Origin of the sequence: Endozoicomonas montiporae CL-33 (assembly GCF_001583435.1) — a bacterium.
Classification (GTDB): domain Bacteria; phylum Pseudomonadota; class Gammaproteobacteria; order Pseudomonadales; family Endozoicomonadaceae; genus Endozoicomonas_A; species Endozoicomonas_A montiporae.
On sequence record NZ_CP013251.1, the window covers coordinates 5,151,814 to 5,166,369 of the forward strand.

General features: G+C 46.8%; 19 protein-coding genes. 1 reads left to right on the forward strand and 18 read right to left on the reverse strand.

Annotated features, from left to right (window positions below; all coding sequences use genetic code 11):
* Positions 1 to 34: 34 nt before the first annotated feature.
* The 15 genes from EZMO1_RS23790 to EZMO1_RS23860 all read right to left on the reverse strand — a co-directional run bounded on the left by EZMO1_RS23790 (position 35) and on the right by EZMO1_RS23860 (position 9,927).
* Entirely contained in the window at positions 35 to 430 is a 396-nt protein-coding gene (locus tag EZMO1_RS23790; RefSeq protein ID WP_051790539.1) for an HNH endonuclease, read from the reverse strand.
* A gap of 492 nt (positions 431 to 922) precedes the next feature.
* Positions 923 to 1,792, reverse strand: a complete 870-nt coding sequence (locus EZMO1_RS23795; protein WP_034877815.1) for a helix-turn-helix domain-containing protein — start codon at positions 1,790 to 1,792, stop codon at positions 923 to 925.
* Positions 1,793 to 1,860: 68 nt separating this feature from the next.
* Entirely contained in the window at positions 1,861 to 2,049 is a 189-nt protein-coding gene (locus EZMO1_RS27475; RefSeq protein WP_145912723.1) for a hypothetical protein, read from the reverse strand.
* Between the two features lie 160 nt (positions 2,050 to 2,209).
* Complete coding sequence (locus EZMO1_RS23805; RefSeq protein WP_051790349.1) at positions 2,210 to 3,778, reverse strand: YfjI family protein; 1,569 nt, start codon at positions 3,776 to 3,778, stop codon at positions 2,210 to 2,212.
* Positions 3,765 to 4,766, reverse strand: a complete 1,002-nt coding sequence (locus EZMO1_RS23810; protein ID WP_034877813.1) for a toprim domain-containing protein — start codon at positions 4,764 to 4,766, stop codon at positions 3,765 to 3,767. Before EZMO1_RS23810 ends, EZMO1_RS23805 begins: the two co-directional genes overlap by 14 nt.
* On the reverse strand, positions 4,763 to 5,005 hold the full coding sequence (locus tag EZMO1_RS23815) for a hypothetical protein (protein WP_034877812.1): 243 nt from the start codon (positions 5,003 to 5,005) through the stop codon (positions 4,763 to 4,765). Before EZMO1_RS23815 ends, EZMO1_RS23810 begins: the two co-directional genes overlap by 4 nt.
* Positions 5,002 to 5,208 (reverse strand): hypothetical protein, encoded by a 207-nt coding sequence (locus EZMO1_RS23820; protein WP_034877811.1) that lies wholly within the window; start codon positions 5,206 to 5,208, stop codon positions 5,002 to 5,004. The genes EZMO1_RS23815 and EZMO1_RS23820 overlap by 4 nt, the downstream gene beginning before the upstream one ends.
* On the reverse strand, positions 5,205 to 5,441 hold the full coding sequence (locus tag EZMO1_RS23825) for a hypothetical protein (RefSeq protein ID WP_034877809.1): 237 nt from the start codon (positions 5,439 to 5,441) through the stop codon (positions 5,205 to 5,207). The genes EZMO1_RS23820 and EZMO1_RS23825 overlap by 4 nt, the downstream gene beginning before the upstream one ends.
* 2 nt (positions 5,442 to 5,443) lie before the next feature.
* Positions 5,444 to 6,067 (reverse strand): ash family protein, encoded by a 624-nt coding sequence (locus EZMO1_RS23830; protein ID WP_034877807.1) that lies wholly within the window; start codon positions 6,065 to 6,067, stop codon positions 5,444 to 5,446.
* A gap of 115 nt (positions 6,068 to 6,182) precedes the next feature.
* Positions 6,183 to 6,578 carry a hypothetical protein gene (locus tag EZMO1_RS23835; protein ID WP_145912724.1) on the reverse strand — a complete coding sequence of 132 codons (396 nt, stop codon included), beginning with the start codon at positions 6,576 to 6,578 and terminating at the stop codon, positions 6,183 to 6,185.
* 65 nt (positions 6,579 to 6,643) lie between these two features.
* Entirely contained in the window at positions 6,644 to 6,886 is a 243-nt protein-coding gene (locus EZMO1_RS23840) for a helix-turn-helix transcriptional regulator (protein WP_051790346.1), read from the reverse strand.
* Positions 6,887 to 7,060: 174 nt separating this feature from the next.
* Entirely contained in the window at positions 7,061 to 7,915 is an 855-nt protein-coding gene (locus tag EZMO1_RS23845) for a hypothetical protein (protein WP_034877804.1), read from the reverse strand.
* A gap of 94 nt (positions 7,916 to 8,009) precedes the next feature.
* On the reverse strand, positions 8,010 to 8,270 hold the full coding sequence (locus EZMO1_RS23850; protein ID WP_034877803.1) for a type II toxin-antitoxin system RelE family toxin: 261 nt from the start codon (positions 8,268 to 8,270) through the stop codon (positions 8,010 to 8,012).
* Positions 8,267 to 8,464: a hypothetical protein gene (locus tag EZMO1_RS23855; RefSeq protein ID WP_034877802.1), complete on the reverse strand. Its 198-nt coding sequence runs from the start codon at positions 8,462 to 8,464 to the stop codon at positions 8,267 to 8,269. Before EZMO1_RS23855 ends, EZMO1_RS23850 begins: the two co-directional genes overlap by 4 nt.
* Positions 8,465 to 8,532: 68 nt before the next feature.
* Complete coding sequence (locus EZMO1_RS23860; protein ID WP_034877800.1) at positions 8,533 to 9,927, reverse strand: tyrosine-type recombinase/integrase; 1,395 nt, start codon at positions 9,925 to 9,927, stop codon at positions 8,533 to 8,535.
* A 439-nt stretch (positions 9,928 to 10,366) separates the two neighbouring features.
* On the opposite strand from EZMO1_RS23860, the gene EZMO1_RS27480 reads away from it, so the two are divergent.
* Positions 10,367 to 10,600, forward strand: coding sequence for a hypothetical protein (locus tag EZMO1_RS27480; protein ID WP_222842162.1), 234 nt, complete (start codon positions 10,367 to 10,369; stop codon positions 10,598 to 10,600).
* A 48-nt stretch (positions 10,601 to 10,648) separates the two neighbouring features.
* On the opposite strand, the gene EZMO1_RS23870 is transcribed toward EZMO1_RS27480, so the two are convergent.
* From EZMO1_RS23870 to EZMO1_RS25995, 3 genes are all read right to left on the reverse strand, one after another.
* Positions 10,649 to 11,158 carry a hypothetical protein gene (locus tag EZMO1_RS23870; RefSeq protein WP_051790343.1) on the reverse strand — a complete coding sequence of 170 codons (510 nt, stop codon included), beginning with the start codon at positions 11,156 to 11,158 and terminating at the stop codon, positions 10,649 to 10,651.
* Positions 11,159 to 11,363: 205 nt separating this feature from the next.
* A complete protein-coding gene (locus EZMO1_RS23875) occupies positions 11,364 to 12,881 on the reverse strand; it encodes a sulfatase-like hydrolase/transferase (RefSeq protein WP_145912725.1) in 1,518 nt (505 codons plus the stop codon).
* Between the two features lie 82 nt (positions 12,882 to 12,963).
* Entirely contained in the window at positions 12,964 to 14,514 is a 1,551-nt protein-coding gene (locus EZMO1_RS25995; protein ID WP_082211531.1) for a transposase, read from the reverse strand.
* Positions 14,515 to 14,556: the final 42 nt, after the last annotated feature.

Below are 14,556 nucleotides of genomic sequence, written 5' to 3' on the forward strand. Positions count from 1 at the left end.
AATCTAACTAGGGCGGTGGTCCTGCTGCTATAGGCTATAGAGATTCGTTTACCCCCCTCCCCCTTGCTGTCGCTCTGGCTCCTTCTCTGCCAGTCTTCACAGCATGACAACGACGGCAAAGTGTTTGTAGGTTGCTTAGTTCGTCCGTTCCACCACTGGCCTTGTTAATGATGTGGTCAACAATGTTACCCGGCTCGATCCTGCCTTCACGCATACAGGACTGGCAAAGGTAACTGTCTCTCTGTAATGCCTGCTTGCGTAGTTTTTCCCAGGCTGAACCGTAACCGCGCTTGTGTCGGTTGCCCTGCCGACTCTGTCGTTTCTGCCATCCGCTTTCGGTCTTCTGGTGTTTTTCACAGTAGCCTGACTTGTGGGTAGTGGTACCCGGGCAGAGTGGCTGACGACAGGCTCGCTTTAGTCGTGCTGGCATTGTGTTATCTCTCCTTGCTTGTTCTTTTTCGTCAGTGTCGTCAGGTCTCAGCCCAGCAACCACGGGGAATACCCCCACCTGCTGCTGACGACCATAGGACCCCGAAATTTACTCAAAACCCGCGCTCTCCGTCTCCCCGTGGAGATAAAAAATGATACAGGGTCCCATCAGTTATTTCTGACGGTGCTATGTGGCTTCAGGTTGTTGTATCAGTGTCTTGTGTAGTGGTTGATATGAAACCGCCAGTCTTTCACCACACAGACAGGTTACTGCTCTTGGTCAATGCCTCCAAGCCCTGTATTTAAAAGGGGTTACGGCTTTTGACTCATGCCCTTACTGCTCTACTGGTTGTTAATCTGTCCAGCCTGTTTGGTTGCCGTTTAGAAGATAACAATTAAACAACAACCACCTTCCGGAAAGTTTCATAAATAGCCAGATTTCGCGCCACAGTAGACCCGTAATGCCGGGGTGCTGGAAAGAACCTATCTAAAGTCAGTTGGTTAACAATAAGCTGTTCGGTTTATCAATAAACTGTTGATACGACACACCGTAGCGGCTTAACCAATCCTGCTCTAAACCTGATAACGTCTCTTCAAGCTCCCGTTTCTCTTTGCGATCCTTCCTTACCAATTCATCAGGAACCGAACCACCAGCCCAGTGAGCGGCAAACTGTGAAGCCATGCCACAGAACCGGATACGGTCACGGGTTTTCTGTATCTGGCCTGATAGTCTTGCTGCTTCAAAATCAAAACCTTCAGGCGCATGTTTCACATAGTCATTAATGACTGACTCAGTGATAACGGTTTGAATGATCTTTGCCCTGATCGGGTCGAAAGGGTTACAGCCTGAAAGAAAATCAATCAGTTCCTCTCGTTTGTAGTAGCCGATCTGGTGGACAATATCGCTATTGTCCTGCTCGCTATCCGTCACCCTTATTTCATACAGTCCACCAGCAGACTGAGCCAATGTATCCAGCCTTTCAGCCTCCTGTTCTGTTATCTGTCCGTGTTCCACATCAAACCAGAAATCACAAAGCGTTGGGTCTGTACGATCAATGGTCAGTACCGGCATATAGTCCAAGACAAAACCAGCCTTAGTAATGGTTGTATACAAGCTGGCTGTTTGCTGTTGTGCGAATAACCCAGCCTGCCGCATTAATACACTGTCGTCGGTATAGTCTGGTTGTGCCCCTTGTGCCCCCTTCTGAAAACCACAAGAGCGGCTACGATCATTTAGACCCTCTCGGGTAATCACTCGTCTGATACTGGTGGCTGACTTAAAACCCATCTGTCGGGCAATGGACTTGTAACCGTTCCCCTCCTGATAAAGCCTGATAGCTTCCTGTATCTGGTCTGGCTTCATATTGTGCCCCTTGTGCCCCCTTGTATCGGGCAAAAATAACCGGGCATAGATAACCCGGTGTAGCTGGTTTATTGCTGCCTTTGTTGTTGCTGGTATGGGTGTTGACTGTGAAGCCTTGTCATTGGTCTGAAAGGTTGCCAGTTCTGGCTATTACCGTTTCGGTACTCCCCCTCGATACACAGCCCCAGCTCGGTATCATTGGTTAGTCTGGTAATTCTTACCTGAGTGGCTGGCACTCCCAAAAATGAAGCCAGCATATTAATTACCGCCCACTGATTTGTTATGAATCGTTGTTCAGCATGAATAAGCACTGTTGTTCTCCCCCTGAAAAATGAAAAACGTACAGGATAGGTAGCCCCAGAAACCCCTAAAAAGTCTTTAAGGGGGTTTTCAGGGGGTCTTACCCCTGTAGCTTTTCTAATCTGTCTGTTCATCTGGTAAGCAGTACGGGTTTATATGGTAGGTAACAGAAGGACGACCGCGCCCTTTTATCTCTTCTTTGACCAAGTAACCGTGAAGCTCCAGCCACACTAAAGCCTGCTCCCGGTCATTATGTTCGGTGAGTCCTACCCATCCTTTGTTTTTCAGGTGAGTCATTTTGAAAGTGCGGGGTAGTTTATCTAGCCGGTCTTTCAGTATTCGCGCCCCTGCCAGTGGATCATCAGCCAGTGCGTAAACCCTCCGGGCGTGAGTCTCCAGCACATCACACCAGCGAATAGCCATTTCTGCTGAGTCCTTGTTAATGCTTCCTGCTGCCCCGTACCGGACAACGTGAAACACAAGGGCCAGTGAAGGCATGAGAGACGGAAACTTACCAAGGTGGCTCTCTATCTGTAGGCTGATAGCATCCCCAGTAATGCGAGCCATCAGACCACAATACCAGGCGTTAAATATCTGCTGTGCCTGATTGTCAAACCTGAGCGCGAGCCTGTCCTCTTCTTCTGGCTGGTACTCGATGTCGTTTAATCGCTGGAATACCTGAAACGCTTTTTCCTTGTGGGCTTTGTTGGGTATCCGGTCAACGAAACGAAATACCCCTTTGTCGGGATAAACCATTAACTGAAACCGTTCTACCAGTCCGTCATCACCTGCCCCCTCGCGTTGTGACAATAGCAGGGGTAATAACTTACCGGGTTGAATACCTCCCAACAGGGATACAGTGTTTGAAGGAATATAAACATCATCACGGGTGATACGGTCATAACTGAATGTGCCGTCACCGTTGAAAGCTTCCAGCCAGAACGCTCTGTCCTGCTGCCGGTCATCCCGGTTAAGCCCAGCGATCCAGCCGGACAGCTCGTCACGGAACAGCAGTAAACCCCACGGGTTTTCAGACAACAGAATACCCAGCTTCTCTACAGTAGCGTCATTGACTATATAGCGTTGGCTGACAGGTTGTTCAGGGTCTCCCGAGTCATCCATTAACAGGGCTTCAGCGGCTTTCAGGTCGCCTTTTTTAACCAGAGTTGCGGCTTTCTTTTCAGCCTCTTTGGTTGCCATCTGGCTTAACTTGTCTTGTGTCCGATACCGCTTTAGTCCTTCCTGATATTCGCCTCTTGCCACAGCTTCCAGTCTGTTTAATGGAGAGGTAGCGGATTTGATGACGGGTGTTTTTTTCTGGCTTGGCCTGCCAATACAACAGCCCCACAGGTTAGGAATAATAGCCCAGTCATCATATTGCTTTGGTTTTACACTGACCTTTCGACCAATCAGACTCGCCAGTGCGGTTACGGCAGAGACAGCGGCATAATCAAAGGGCGCATTGTCCATACGTTCCACTATGTCCACCAGCCAGCCTGATAACTCCTCTGGAACCATATCAGGCGTTATCGGTTTGACGGGTAACAGGTCGTTTTTAATGGGCTTCAGTTCAGGCCAGTCTAAAACGGGTTGGTTCTGGCTGGTGGTTATGCCACTTTGCCGAATAGCTTCTGATACATCGTCTGGCTGAATAATAGCGACTGCTGCCTTGTCACATAGAGCCATCTTTAAGCCCTCCACTGGCAAGATAAAAATCAGAAAAATCGGTTCCGTTGCTGGTGGCCTGTACCTGAGTTGGCAACAACACTGCCGCCCCAATCGCTTCAGCCGCTTTCAGGGCTTCAGACAGTCCGGGGTTATCGGGTTGGTGGGTGTCATTGTCAGCCGCCACAATTAAACGACTGTCAGGGTTCTGTTCTCTGGCGATCCGGGCGACAGCTTCAAGGTTGCCTTTCCCCATAGCTGCGTAAACTCTTACCGCTTGGTTATCCATCAGGTACAGGCTTGCCCCTGTTGCCCAGCCTTCACAGATATACACTGTCCAGCTTTCACCGCCGAAACGATGATAAACCCCATCACGTAGACCACCAGCAAGAGACAGCTTTCTTCCTTCCGGTGTAATGCGCTCCAGATTAACCAGCTTGTGACCATCAATGTATAAAGCCACCAGCAGTAAGCGGCCTTGCTGATACAGCCCCAAGGGTGGGAGCTGCTTTCTGACAAGGTAAGGGTGGTTCGGGTCTGCCGGTTGTGCGTCAGCCAGAATACCCGGCACTGTAGCGGCTACCTGTTGTTGTCTGTTCCGCTTTCGTGCTGCTTCCTGCTTCTGCCTTTTCTGGCGTTCCTGCTTTCTGGTTTCCATTAGTCCAGCTAAACGGGCTTGCTCTGCCAGTTCTTCAGCTTCACTTTGATAAGGCTTGCGCTCGATGCCCAGATACCGGCCTACCTGTTCGACGGCTTCAGGAAAACGACACTCCTGCATTTTCATAACCAGACTAAACCCGTCACCTGATCCGCAATGACGACAGAAGTAATTGCCATTGTCTGCGCTTTTAAATTCGTAACGGTCTCTGCCGCCACAATGGGGACAGGGAATATTGCGCTTACGTGGGTTTACCTCGTTATCAGTCAGCCCACACACGGCCTGTAAGATGCTATCCCACTGACCACCAGCCGCCAGCTTTACCCGTTCGGTGTAAATATGCGCTTTCATTGGCTGGCCTCTTTGCTCTCTTCTGACTCTTCGTGAAGCCTACAGGCGAGTAAATCCAGTGAGCGACAGTGATACTTTAATGACTCTGCTATGTAAGTCAGTTCAGTACTGGTCAGCCTTCCGCTCATGCCACATTCAACCGATACCAGCTCCTCTGACAACAGGCGAGCCAAGCCATAAGCCGGACTGCTGTTATCGTTTAACCCCTTGGTGATTTCTGCCAGCTTATAATTGTTCATGCTCTGGCTTCTCCTAGCTTGTTATTAGTTTCTTTCAGGAGTTCGATTAATACGCGGTAAGCTGCTTTGGCTTCGTCGTGCTGTTGCTGCCAGTACTGGCGGGTTTTCTCGCTGGTATACTGGCCTCTGGCGTAATGATTCGCTTCAACCTGCTGCGTATTCAGGGCTACAAGGGCAATCTCAAGGGCTTGCTTGCGGTTCATGGTCGCGCCTCCAACTGGATCTTTTCCAACAGGTTCCAAGTGCGCGACTTCATTAATTCTCGCTGCGCCAGCTTTGCGTACTTCTTGTCTTCGTCGGTCAGTTGGTTGTAGCTGTACTCCAGAATCAGGGACAGCTCACGTAAGGTGCGGATAATGGCTTCAAGCTGCCGCTCAGTGAGAACTATGGTGATTTCGCGGCTCTGGTCTTTCGGGTGGCGGGTTAAAAGTCTCATGACTAAACCCTCCAGCCACATACAACAGCATTAAGCCTACGGGCTTCTTTTCTGGCTTGCTGGTGAGAGTTAAACGACAGGACAATGTAACCACGTACACGACGGTTACACAGGATTGGTGAATGACCTTCAAGTAAGGCAAGACGGCAGGTGATAGCCATAGGACAGTCTCCTTGTATTGTGGAGCCTGTCACCCAGAGTGATAATTCTGATTTGGTGACAGGACTGAAAGGGTTATCACCACCGGCATACAAGGAAACCGGCCTACCCGAAGGTAGCCCCTTCAGCCCTGCCATAAACTGGTAGGTATGCTGAAAATCTGGCAACAAAAAAGGACGATAAGCGTCCTGTTGCGCCTTGTATAATACCGGGGTGATAATCCGGGTTACAGATTTTGCTGTAACGCTAATTACATTACCGTAACGTTCCATTACTGGCAATTGGTAATTTAAATATAGGCTGGTGGTTTGTCCTTCCTCTTGCCCTTGCTGGCTGTTTTTCTTGTGTTGTTCTTTGTGGTGTTCATGCTCCGCAAACCCACATAGCACAAGGGTTACCCTCTGTTGCTCTTTTGGTTGCTCATCACTGGGCAATACTCGCCCCCTGACGGTTATGTCATTTAACATCTCATCACCTGAACTTGAATGCGCCAGAGTAGCAAGGGGACTTTTCTCCCTTTGGGACTTCTTACCCCTTTTCACTGTTAGCTACCCTGTATGTTTTCTGAATCGAAGATTGCCGTTAGCTGGCTTGTTCATGGGGTACAGTGTCGGGGAATTGATCCACCAGCATTGAAGCAAGGTCATTGCTTAGTGGTTCGGCCCCCCGTTTCACACGGTATTGATTCAGGTGGTTAAGTGCTTCTCTGGCTGCTTTACGATCTGGCAAGCGATAGCGTTTAAAGTTGGCCTGATCACCATCTTTACGGGTGTAGGGGTCTTGGTGGCGAGCAATAACAATGCCCTGCTTACCCAGTCGTGAAACGTCCGTGTTTAGGCAACTGCTCCAGAACAAACCGGGTTGATGCTGGAAGGGATAGCCTTTGTACGGGCTGGCAACTTCAATCTGACGTAAGCCCTTCAATCCTGTTTCAAGAAAAGCATACAGGCTGTTTTCTAATTTCGTTGGCTGCTTCATAATGATCATTCCTTGTGAGGTAGCGGGCTTTCCGGTGGGGGACTGGTCGCCCGTTGTCCTTGCCTTCATGCGGCTTCTGTCTGACGTTGCTTTTCCCAGTGTTCGAGTAAAGACTGCTTCCAACGAACACAGCGCGGTCCCATCTGTACCGGCTTTGGAAAATTCACATTGTCGTCATTCATCCAACGATATAGAGTCGTGTTGCCAATTCTGTAACGGCCTAATACCTGCTGTCGGGTGAGATACAATTCTGACTGTTGTCTGATTGCTGGCTGGTGGGTCTGGTTGGACTGTGCTTGAGTATTCATGCGTAGCATCCGTGTCTGTTAAACCGTAGTTACAGATAGCCATGCTATGCGGGGGAAGGTACGTTTTTTTGGTGAAGCTTCCCGTGTTGTGCTTTGACTATCCACGGGAATGAGACTAAGAGGGTCAGGACTGAAAAAACCGTATAATTCGGATAAAAAAACCGTATACGGAAATTAGTTGTACTCCTGTATCAGTTTCAGTGCTTCTGATATTTTTCGTTCGGAGCTTTTCAGGTATCTGTCTTTTTTGAACCGCTCTAACAGTACATCCCTTATGCTTTCGGCTGAAATTCTACCTGATGAAAGTTTCATTTTCTTACGCTCCAACGGCCTTTTTCCAGTGTCATCCAATTCGGCTAAAACTGTTACCAATGCCCCTATAATTGTTAAGTATGACTCTTTTGTTCTATCAGAAGGTTCGACGCTTTCACCCTTTTCAGGCAGAAACGATATTTGCTTCTGATGATCAATCAAACATTTTTCTACATAGCTTGATATTTTTGAAAAAAAACTAACGCTATATTCGTCGTCTGGAGACTCTTCATCAATGCTGCTGTAACTACCTTTAAAGGCATTTATATAAACAGACAATACATCCCGTGTAATTCTTATTTCTCGCCCAATGTGATAGTCCATTTCAAGAAATAAGTCTTGTAAATCTTCCGTCCAATAATCCGATAGAGTATAACCTTTGCTCTCTATCCACTGTCCTAAATCCCACGGCGAGATAAAAATTTCAGATAATTCTGGTTCATGGTAATCATTAAATAAACCTTTTTGAGAATAGAAATTATCGGAGTTTATATCGCCCTCTCGCAAAGCCTCCAATAGTTCATCTTGAATCTTTTCTCTTAAGTGGCTCGTATCACTTAAAAATTTTTCGGTAAACAAATCTTCAAAAGATTTTATAGTAAGTTCGTCAATGTTAGGACTATAGGCGCACTCCCTGACAACAAGGGTAACAGCGTCTTTCAAGGAAAGAATCTGATCCTGAGAAGCTCCAACGTCTTCAAAATTATCTACTAGCATCACTGCCTCCAGTGATACCCACAAACTGATAGGCCAGACAAAGCGGGTGGGTTATCCGCTCTTTCGGGTACGCTTCCCTAGTCCAGCCAAACGCTTAACGGTAAACCTCTTTACGGTGGCCCACCTTCACAACTTCGATTAGCAGTTGTCCGTTGTGTATCTGGTACACGATCCGGTAATCACCAGACCTTACCCGGTATGTGTGTTCTGTCCCTGCCAGTTTCCGGCATCCGTCCGGGTGCGGATCGTCTGTCAGTGATTCAGCAAGAGCCACCAGCTTAACGACTGCTGCCTTTGGTAGCTTCCTGAGTTCTTTCTGTGCTGACTTCTTCCAGCGTAATGCGTACCGCCTCATAGTTTGCCGTCTGCTTTCAGAGACTTAATAAGCTCCTCATGGGATACAGTCTCTTCTTCCCGGCGTTCTGCTACGGTTGCCAAATCCTCAAGGTCTTCTAAAAGTTCTTGATACTGACCAACCGGCAAGACGACAGATACACGGTTGCCCTGATCGTCTGTAATGTATTGCGGTTTCTGTTGTCTGACTGGCATTGTGTTTTGCCTCTATCTTGATAAAGCCACTTTCTAGGGGTTTTAGGGGTGTCCTACCCTATGTGTTTTTATAAATTACTTTGTTGGCTGGTGGACTGTTTGTACTGTTCAAAATCCACCAGCTTTGTATTCTCGCCCTTGATAATTTTTTCAAGTAAAGCATCGTAACGCTTTAACGCTTCCCGCTTTTCTGGCAAGCGGTCTGAATGGTCATAGTGTTTACTTTCAATACTTCCATCCTCCCGACTCTGTAACAGAAAGCGTTGCTCTTGCAGAACCCGGCTTTCAATCAGCAAATTCGTAGCGGTTGTGCGAATATCCTTAGCCGTGAAACTTTCCGGCAACTCTTCGCCTTTTGCCTTGGCTTCTGCCTCCAGATAGAAACAATAGTCCCTAATCCTGTGACTGAAAGTAGAAATATTAATAGGGCCCCTACCATTAGCACTGAAAGGCCATTCAAAGTTACCTGATATTATCGCTACCTCTTCCAGAATACTGACAGCCCTGTTAGTCAGTGGCATAACCCGCTTTTTAGGAATACCGCCTTTCCCCTTGCGCTCGATAAACGTAAACGTTCGTCTGTTAAAGTCTATGTCTGACCACTTACACTGTCGTAACTGCTCCGGTCTATTGCCTGCTGTAGCCAACATGAAACGTAGTAACAAGCCGTATATAGGCGATCTGTTACTTAATATTGTGCTGAAGTCATGCCATAGCCGGTGTATTTCTTCGTGTGACAAATAGCGGTCTCTGACCCGTTCGTAGTCTGTTTGTCTTGGTACTGCTGCTACAGGGTTGTGCTCAATTAGAAAACGCTTACCGTGTGCCAATTGTTCACGGGGATCATTATCAGCTTTCATTCCGTATTCATAAGCGGCGTGTAGGTAGCTTCTTAACCGGTTGCTGGTGGTCGTTATCCCTTTCTCGATCATGCGTCTGATAATGCTTACTATGTCATCAACAGAAACTTCACGGGCTTTTCTACTGGCAAGATCGGGAAAAGGCTTTAGAACATAACGTTCAAAACAGCCTTCTACCTGACTGGCTGATTTCTTCCCCTGTCGAACAAGTGCGGCTACATAGTTTTCACATAGCTCTCCAAGCGTTCCCTGCAAAGCTTCAAGTTCAGATTTCCTTTTTCGTTCCGCTCTAATTCGTTCCTGCTCTTGCTTTTGGCCTGTGAGGTGCTCCTTTAAGTCACCGTCACACTCCCTGCGAGTCTTCGCCAGTTCTTGTACTCTGTCCCGACACTCTGCCAGTGAATAACCATTACCGTCTCTGGTCGTTTTGTACTGACCTATCTTGACCTTGCTTTCCTTGCCTTGGTGCTTGTAACGATAGTAGACCTCAACGGTTCCACTCTTCCGCTTTTCCAGCAATAAAGCCCCATCACCCCGACTGCCTACAGGTTCACTGAGCTTGTACTTCATGCTTTTGATAGCTAAAGCGGTAAGTTTTCCCATTCTTTGACCTCTTCAATCTGTACTGACATTTGCGCCCACTAACGCAAGGTGGGCGCAAGCCAGAAAATGCGCCCACATTTGCGCCCTCTTTCTGTCGGACTAGTGAGGTAAACTATAGTACAGTCTGGAATTATGCGGGAAAGAAAAACCCAAGTAAATAAAGGGCTTGAGCCATTTTTAAGCATTTTATGGAATGGTACGGCAGTACGGTTTATCGGGACTCATAATCGATTGGTCGCAGGTTCAAGTCCTGCTGGGCCCACCATGAATTCCAAAGCCTGAAGTGTTAGTAAGCACTTTGGGCTTTTTTGTGTCCGCTGATTAGCCCAGCTATTGCCCCCACCTGCCGCCTTCCTCTCTAAAGCTGACAGAATAATAAACGATCAATAAAATGTACTCTGCCGTTATCCGAAAGCTATAAAACATTGAGGAAATATCCGTGAAAACATTGATGACGTGTCTGGTCGCCTCTCTGTGGGCTTCCGTTTCTTTCGCAGCAGTGAGTAGTAAAACTGGTAGCAAATCCAATGGTGATGGCGGTCTGCCAGTTGTGCCATGCTATGTGGAAGGTGAAAAGGTTTCTAAAAAAAGCATTCCAGTGAATATCTGTCTGACTCAGTATAAAGGCAGCCCCAGCAAATCCTCATCCTATAAGAAACGTTCAACGAAATAGGCTCATGAATAACGCTCAGATTAAATAACCTGAGCGTTATTCTGCACATTACTGGGAATAAACAGGAACCATTTCTTCCTGCAATTCCTTTGGTACTTCACTCAATGTTTTAATAGTCAGCTCTTTCCCTTCCGCAGGTTGAGTGACAAGCATCTCATCAAGCTGAGCCGATGCCGTAGGTGGCAGCTTCCACATAGCTCCTGTTATCGGATCAACAATTAGCATACCAATCAAACCGCCTAGGAGTATGTTCCCCATAAACCAGCCATCCATTGTGGAGTTGACGGTTATCGTAGAACCTGTGTATCCCGGCTTTTTAAACTGAACGGTATAGCTTGCTGCGGAAAAATACCCGGAGCCACTATTCAAAGTGACAGTACCGGGGGTTGTGCCGGAATGAATAACCTGTCCGTTTTGATTCGTAATTGTGAATGTAGCACCGTCGGGTGTTGACTGAAGCGTGACTGGGTAACTACTCTCACTGAGTACAGAGGCACAGCCTGCCATCAGGAGGGAACCAAACAGAACCAGCCCCAGTCCAAACTGCTTATATTGCATTTTACGTCCTTGACTATTTTTATTATCAATGTGTTTTGCTTGTCGCTCATTTATTTCACTGGATTTGACCTGCTATGTAAACAACATTTGACGTTTAGTTGAGATTTCCATTACAAATAAAGCATTGGACAAAGAAATACACCTGTCTCAAATCATACTCTGAGACAGGTAGCGGGTTGGCAAACTTTATAAAACGGAATACCTATTATGAAGCATCAATCACAGCTCGCGCCTTGGCACGCCGAACCTCATTCGCGGCATCTTCCGCTTCTCTTACTTCTTCGCCTTGAGCCAGGCGTTCTTCACGACTGTGATGACCGTTGTAGTGTGGAAATTGTTGACGGTTCCAGCCCCAGCGCGGGGTGTCATTCTCGGCATTCCATTCGTTGTAAGCGGTCAGAAGACGCTCAGCTTCTTTAGGAAACTTTTCAGTCAGTTCGTGCTGTTCTTCCCTATCTCCAGACAGGTTAAACAGCATAGGCTTCTGTCTGATTCGACGAGCGTTTTCATCGTAAAGTTTCCAGTTTCTGTCTCTAACAGCCCAACCTCTGGAGTTCGCCCAGAACAGGAAGCGATCTTCCAACTGACCCACTTCCCCGGTCACCAGCGGCAAAAGGTCTTCACCATCCAGTTGCCACTCGGCTTTGTTTTCAATACCGGCAGCAGACAGGAAGGTGGTCATGAGGTCTAGCGAAATAATGGGCTCATCAATAGTTTGCCCCGAAGGAATGACACCTTTCCAGGACATGGCAAATGGAATACGAATCCCCCCTTCCCAGAAACTTCCCTTCTCACCTCGCAATGGTGTGTTTAAAGAGTAATTGTCGTTTCGCTTGCCGCCATTATCCGCCAGGTAGACAACAATTGTATTATCTGACAAACCTTCTTTTTCCAGCTTGTCGAGAATCTTTCCGATGTTTTCGTCCATGTTGTAATTCATGGCGACAGCCTTACGACGATTCTCATCTTCAATATCTGCAAAGCGGTCCATATCAACCTGCTTTGGTTCCATCGGGCTGTGAATCGCATTGAAAGCGACATACAGGAAGAACGGTTCGTCCTTGTTTCGCCTGATATAATCAACTGCTTCATCGCCAAACTTGTCAGTCAGATACTGATCGAAGTTATCTACCAGCTCACCATTGCGGTAGATAGCCGCCTCTTTTTTATAATCGTGCTTGGCTTCATTCATTGGGCCAACATAATAGGTCGCTGCACCATTATTAAAACCAAAGAACTCTTCAAAGCCCCTGTTATGAGGCCAGTATTCTTCTGGCTCTGCGTCGTGCCACTTACCCACCATGCCTGTGCGATAACCGGCATCAGCCAGATAATTCGCCATGGTAGGCACACTCAAATCAAGCCCTAGCGGCGTATCGGCATCCCGGGAATAAGGTGCCGTATTATCGTGGTAGCCAAAACGTTGTTGATAGCGGCCAGTGATCAAGCCTGCCCGGGAAGGGCCACATACGGTTCCGGTCACATACCCGGAACTGAAGGTCACACCATCCGCTGCAATACGATCCATATTGGGCGTGACTACATCCTGACTGATGTTCTGAAAACCGGCATCGGCATAACCCATGTCGTCTGAAAACAGAAGAACAATATTCGGTCGCCGGGCTTCAATGGCACTGGTTGATACAACCGGGGCTGCCCAGCTATTGATTGATAAGGCACAGGCTGTTGCCAAAAGACCCGATTGCCATTTAGTTGCTTTCAACCTAAATTCAGCAGTTGAGCGATTACCCACCGCGCTCTAAGAGAGCAATGCCAGCTACTATCCTGCTAAACCTTGCTTTCGCTTAACTTGAGTTAATAAGCTGGACAGGCGTAATAATTTCACCTTTTGTTAAAAATTTCGACACAGCCCTCGTTAATATTCGGCACCAGATATCAATTGGAGTCAACTGCGCTGCAGTCTTCTTAATGGCATCAAAAAATACACAGAGATCTTCCTGCATTGTTTGGATCTTTTTTATCAAATTATGCTGACTGGTAATCGTTATTTTTTTCTTACGCCCACTCTCTGTTAACTTGCCAATAGCACTCATCAATAATGGCCTGCTGGTTATTGCTTCTTTATGCGAATCAGGATTGCTCAGTCTTACAAACAAAGTCCACCAGTTATATGCCAGTGCAACCATCCTTGATAGAATACGACATCGCTTTATATCCTTGGTTGTGTAACCTCCCCATCCCCAGTGATTTTTGATTTCATCAAAATTATTTTCACAGTCAGCTCTGTCTCTGTAATGATCTATGATGGATACAACGTCATTATCAAGACTGGTCACTAATACTGAGTACTCAAAGAGTTTGATGTTTTCAGGGTCTGAGATAAAAGCGATTTCTTTTTGCTTCTTATTATTCTCTTTCTCCAGCAACAGAGAATCACCTGATAATCTTCTTCGAACAATAATGATTCGTCTTGATTTCTCCCAACCACCTAGTTTTAATTCTGACTCCTTGCCTTCCCAATATCTGTTGTAGCGAACCCATCCCCCGCTACAGTGCGCATGGTATATGGACTTTTTGACGTTGGCTGTCTTCTTTACTTTGAATAGATAACCACAATTTGCTTGTTCGAGTTCTGACATCACTCTGTCACTGCCCCAGTCACAATCACCTCGAACAAATTCAGGCCAACACTCTTTTGGTAGACGGTTTAATAGATTTATTAAACCGGGCAATGAATGCTTACTGTTTCCTTTATCACCGGGCTGAACTTCAACATCAAGAACCAGCTTTAAATTAGCCATCATGTAAGAATGATAAGTATGTGAAGGACGCCCTTTCTTATGAGGGTTATAACCTGTTTCTGCTCCTTCCTGACTTCCGTAAATGGTTTTTATCGTAACGTCGACATCTAATATCCATGGTAACTTTAATAAGGGTTCATAGCATTCCTGCAAATGATGCTGCATCCATTCAACACCTTCTTTCTCATCTATTTTGAGTAAACCCCGACGAGCAGAATCATCACTGACTACCTTTGTCATACCCAGTAATTTGGGATTCACTCCATCCCCGGTTAACGTTCCAATATGAGCATAACGTTTGTGACCTGAGAGTATTGAGAGAAAAAGGGAACCTATTACATTAACTTTTTCAGGTGCGTTATTGCTTTTGTAAGTTAAAGGGCAATCTTCAACCCATGGTTCAAATCTACAACCTGTTTTTAAAAACTGAATAAAAAAGGGTAACTGCCCCATTGGTGTGACTGATGCGCCAGGTTCCCACTCAACATGGATTTTTCCCTCAAACGTGTCCACTTCAAGAGAGGTCGTTGAGCACTTTTTGCTGAGTTCTTTAAGTTCACCTTTTGGGTGAACAGATTTTGGTGGAAAAATCATCTGTATCCCTCTTCGCAGATGGGGTTACAGTTTAGTCGGGAT